Source organism: Pelagicoccus mobilis, from assembly GCF_016595505.1.
Taxonomy (GTDB): Bacteria; Verrucomicrobiota; Verrucomicrobiia; order Opitutales; family Opitutaceae; genus Pelagicoccus; species Pelagicoccus mobilis.
Map to the genome: position 1 here is coordinate 1 of NZ_JAENIL010000116.1, position 4,879 is coordinate 4,879.

A 4,879-nucleotide genomic window follows, 5' to 3' on the forward strand; every position below is an offset into this window, starting at 1 on the left:
AACATAGACGGTACAGGCGAAATGTTCAACAACCGCGATGTACACATCACCAATTGCTATTTCGAAAACATGAACGAAATGTGGGGTGAGAATGGCGACATTCTCGGTCTTCCTATTGATGAACTCTCCTGGGGGGCGGGAATTTGGCTGGGAGGCACGATTCCTTCTGTACTCCCACCGGCAGGATATTCGCCGTCGGAACAGTCCTTGCTCCTCGATGACTTTTCAGTGACCCACTGCGGTTTCCAGGATGTGGATACAGGCTTGGGGACAGGTTTCTACTATCCGCGCCCCTACCGTAGTCGTTTCACGAACTTCCGTTTTGAGGATTCCTGGGTGACGGGCTGCGTGAATGGGGCGTTTGCTCTTTTTTCTGTAGACGGTGGCCATGCTAAGCGGATCGACACCTGGGTTGGTGGCACTGTGGAATACAATTCCGGCACTACCGGCGGTTTTGTTCAGGACTGTAAGAACTTCCTGATCGAAGATTGCCAATTTGGCGGAAATATACGCCCTGGGAAGAGTGCGGACGGAGTTGGGTTCGACATCGAGGGACACTGTGAAAACGTGAGCATTCGCGATTGTGTGATTCACGATAACGATGGAGCAGGTCTTCTCGTTTTGAATACAGGAGGCTGGAATGAGGGGCTGCTGGTAGAGCGCATGACTCTTTGGAACAACGCTCGCAATCCCAAGGCGGACCCCGAAATGGCAGTTACTGACAATGCGGAACTGAGGTACGCGGGTGGAGCCCCGAATCCCAGTTTGTATGGACGGCTTTCAAACGTGGGTATCTATCGGGGAAGCGATATCGGGGTTGGAACTCCTAACATTTATGATGTTTCTGGTAATTGGGCGAGAGACTTCTCTCCGAGCGGAGTACGTTCAGGCACACCGTGGTCGGCAGTAAGCGGACGTCCACGATCGTGGACTTTTGAGGTGTCCACCGAAGGTTGGGGAGGGCAGAATCATTGGGATGGTCTTGGAGCAAGTGGCGGAGCTTTGGTTGGCACTTCGAGTGATGTGGATCCCTTTGTTGTAAGTCCGGATACTTGGGTTAACACCCGAGAGAGTCAGTGGCTGAAGATTCGGATGAGTTCGACAAAAGGTCAGGTTGCCCAGATCTTCTTCCAGACTGAGGTAGAGCCTTGGTTCAGTGCTGATAAGTCAGTTAGCTTTGGGGTGACCGACGATGGACAGTACCATGACTATGTCGTGGACATGGCGAGTGTGGAGACTTACAGTGGTGTTGTCACGAAATGGCGAATCGACCCTACGATAGAGGCTGGATCTGTGATGCAGATTGACGAATTTTCACTTGAGAAGACACCCTATGTTACTTCCGTGGAAGTTGTTACGCCGACCCGTCTTGATGTCCGATTTAACCAAGCGGTACACATAGACGGCGGCGTACTTGATCCTAGCAACTATTTGATTGGTGGGACGGGGAAAGGTAGTTTGTCCAGCTACCCCGATTTCGTGAGTCAAATTTCGACTGAAACGGGACCGGTGTATCGACTTGATTGGGACAGTGGGGAGATTGGTGCCCTAGAGGATTTGGTCCTCATCGCGACTTCGATAATGGATCCACGTGGGAATTTTGTCTCCGCTTATGAGCTAGATATGGATCGCGATCGGATTCCGGATGTTTGGGAGCTTATCAATGGTTTGGATCCGCGTGATCCCCTGGATGCACTCGATGACGCAGATGAGGATGGTCGGTCGAATTTCGATGAGTACGACTTTGGGACTGACCCGAATAACGGGTATATCGAGGAGGTTAACTACTATGTGAGCTGGAGTTCGGGGGATGACGGAAACAAGGGAACTAGCCAGAGCCAAGCTTGGAAGAGCTTCGATAATCTCGTAGACTTATCTCTTCTCCCCGGCACAACCGTGTATTTGAACCGCGGTGACGTTTGGACGAACACAATGCTCGCTCTAAAAGGGGGTGGTACTGAAGATATGCCTGTGCGTCTTTCAGCTTACGGAGCGGGAGCGTTGCCAATTATCACCGGTACCGACTCGGATAGTGGGATTTGCGTTCTTTGGCAGGATCCGACGTATGTTTCAATTGATTCTCTCCACCTCAGCGATGCTCGAGTCGGAGTCTACTTCAGCACGGTTTCTCAGGTTCTGAATGGAGAAGGAAACCTGTTCTCCAATCAAGGGGTGCATGTTTTGGACTGCGTCTTTGAAAGCATAAAGGATACGCCGGTTTCGTATGTCGCTGACTAAATAAGAATCTACCAGAGGCGTATTCGGTGTGTGAATCTTCTACTTCGATGAGGTGTTTGCTTTTATTTGTTGCACTGGGATGCTGTCTTGTGACGCCTCAAAAGGCTAGTTCGAACGGCGAGTCTTTAGGAAGTGTTCAGTATTACTTCAGTTCGAGCGAAGGGGATGACGATAACTCGGGCATAAGCCCAGACCAGGCGTGGCGGAGTTTTAAAAATTTGCTGGGAATGGAGCTCTCTCCGGGGACGCATCTGTACTTGAAACGTGGTGACGTTTGGGTGAATGCTAAACTTGAGCTTAGAGGCAAGGGAACGTCGGAAGCTCCCATACGGTTGTCTGCATATGGAAAAGGGGCTCACCCTAAGATCACGGGGATAAACCTGACAGATCAGGCCTGTGTTGTCTGGAATAACCCTTCGCATGTGAGGATCGATTCGTTGCACTGCGAAGATGCGAAGATCGGCATCTATCTTCGTTTCACGGGTGGATCAGTGGATGGCACGGGCGACATGTATAACAATCAGGATGTGCATATCACCAATTGCTACTTTGAGAACATGGATGAGAACTGGGGTGATGAAAACGGCGTGATATCTGTCATGGATCCCTGGGAGATGTCTTGGGGCGCGGGGATTTGGCTAGGGGGCTCGATTCCGGCAATCCCGCCTCCTCATGGGTATTCGCCTTCCGAACGGTCTTTGATTTTGAATGACTTTTCCGTAACTCATTGTGGTTTCAAGAATGTGAATACCGGCTTGGGGAATGGCTTTTATCACCCGCGTCCGTACCGCAGTCGATTCACGAATTTCCGTTTTGAGGACTCTTGGGTGACGGGGTGTGTGAATGGATCGTTCGCTCTGTTCTTCGTAGATGGAGGTCATGCCAAGCGTATCGATACTTGGGTTGGTGGTGACGATCAGTATTCGTCGGGCACGACTGGCGGTTTTGTTCAGGACTGCAAAAACTTCCTAATCGAGGATTGTGAGTTCGGTGGTAACATCCGGCCGGGAATCAGTCATGATGGAGTAGGCTTCGATATCGAAGGGCACTGCGAAAACGTGACGGTTAGGGATTGCGTGATTCATGATAACGACGGCGGTGGTCTGCTTGTTTTGAATACGGGTGGCTGGAATGAGGGACTCGTGCTCGAGCGACTCACCTTTTGGAATAACTGTCGGAATACGAAGTCCTCCCCGGAAATGCATGTCACTGACAATGCCGAGTTGAGATATGCGGGTGGGGCTTGGAATCCTGATATTTATGGGAGCCTAAGCAATATTGGCATCTACCGAGGAGAGGATGTCGGGGATGGTGTGCCTGGTATTTACGATGTGGAAGCTAATTGGCTGAACGACTTTTCTCCGAATGAGGTGCGTAGCGGAAAGACTTGGTCGGATGTGAAGGATCGACCGACATCTTGGAGCTTTGACTCAACGCTTGAAGGATGGGGGAACTCGCAGCAGTGGGATGGTTTGGGCGTCGAAGACGGTGCGATCGTGGGGCGCTCGAGTGGCCTTGATCCGTATATCGAAAGTCCGGATACGTGGGTGAATGCTAGGGAAGTGCGCACTGTTAAGGTGAGCATGAGCTCGACGAAAGGTAAGGCAGCTCTGATTTTCTTTCAGACGGAAGTGGAGCCTTGGTTTTCGGGCGAGAAAGCGGTGGCTTTTGAAGTAATCGACGATGGGCAGGTTCGTGAGTACGCCGTGGATATGGGGTCTATCGAGACCTATCGGGGAGTCATTACCAAATGGCGTATTGATCCCTCGATTGAACAGGGGGCTGATTTTAAGATCGATGCTTTTGCTACGAGTAGCCTTCCCTATTTGGCGGGGGCAAGCTTGGTTTCAACGAGAAGTCTCGATGTGAAGTACAATCAGGCGATGCTTTTAACGGGTGGTGTCATGGATCCACGAAACTATCGGATCGATGGTGAGGGGCGTGGAAATCTATCCGTGCATCCTGACAGTGTTACAAAGCTCACAGCCGAAGGCGATGTGGTGTATCGCTTGGATTGGAGCGTAGGGGAGTTGGCTGACACAGGAGGATTGGAGGTGCTAGTCGATGGAGTCGCGGATCCGCGTGAAGGTGTCGCCTCAAGTGATGTGGGCTTGCCGGCCGACCGAGACGGAGACGGGATGCCGAGTCTATGGGAGCTAGCTAATGGGTTGAACTTGCTTGATCCATCGGATGCTGGCTTGGACTCAGATGGGGATGGAATATCCAATATCGATGAGTACTTGATCCGATCGGATCCCCAGGACCCGAATACGAATGCCGTGGACTATTACATAAGTTCAAGTGGTGGAGATGACTCGAATCGAGGCACGGCCCCGGACCAGCCCTGGCGGAGTTTTTCGAATTTGCTTGAACGAAAACTGTTTCCGGGAAGTACGGTGTATTTGAAGCGTGGTGACGTTTGGGAAAATGCTAAACTAGAGCTGATTGGAAAGGGGACGGCAGACGCTCCGATCCGTTTGACGGCATATGGTGAAGGGGGCCCACCGATGATTACAGGTATTAATCTCACCGACCAAGCCTGTGTGGTGTGGAACAACCCTTCCCACGTGAGAATCGATTCGCTGCATTGTCAGGATGCTAAGGTCGGAATCTTTCTCAGGTTCGCAGGTGGCAACATAGA

2 protein-coding genes are annotated in these 4,879 nt (G+C 51.4%); both read left to right on the forward strand.

What is annotated here, in order from left to right; translation table 11 throughout:
- A partial coding sequence (locus JIN87_RS27560; RefSeq protein ID WP_200359877.1) for a right-handed parallel beta-helix repeat-containing protein occupies positions 1–2,238 on the forward strand: 2,238 nt, incomplete at its 5' end.
- A 227-nt stretch (positions 2,239–2,465) separates the two neighbouring features.
- The coding region (locus JIN87_RS27565) for a right-handed parallel beta-helix repeat-containing protein (protein WP_200359879.1) at positions 2,466–4,879 on the forward strand (2,414 nt) is incomplete at its 3' end.